We start from the raw sequence: 236 nt of genomic DNA on the forward strand, positions 1-236 counted from the left end.
GCTTCTTCCGTCGACAGCAGGCTCGCGCGTGCCGATTCCGTCAGACGCCGGTTGCGGCCGAAGAGGTCGATTTCCCATGACGCCGAGAGCGCCGCCGTGTACGTGTTGAACACGGGGCTCTGCACATTCGCGAACAGCGGCGAGGACGACGTCGAGATACGCTGGCGCCCGGCATCGAAGCCCGCGCCGACCTGCGGAAACAGCGCTGCGCGCGTCGTCACGAACTGGCCGAGGAA

The 236-nt window shown here is 66.9% G+C and carries 1 pseudogene; it reads right to left on the bottom strand.

The features are described from left to right. A pseudogene (locus SB822_RS60915) lies at positions 1–236 on the bottom strand (RND transporter); the annotation flags it as partial.

Origin of the sequence: Paraburkholderia sp. SIMBA_054 (assembly GCF_046534875.1) — a bacterium.
In the GTDB taxonomy this organism is placed as follows: domain Bacteria; phylum Pseudomonadota; class Gammaproteobacteria; order Burkholderiales; family Burkholderiaceae; genus Paraburkholderia; species Paraburkholderia hospita.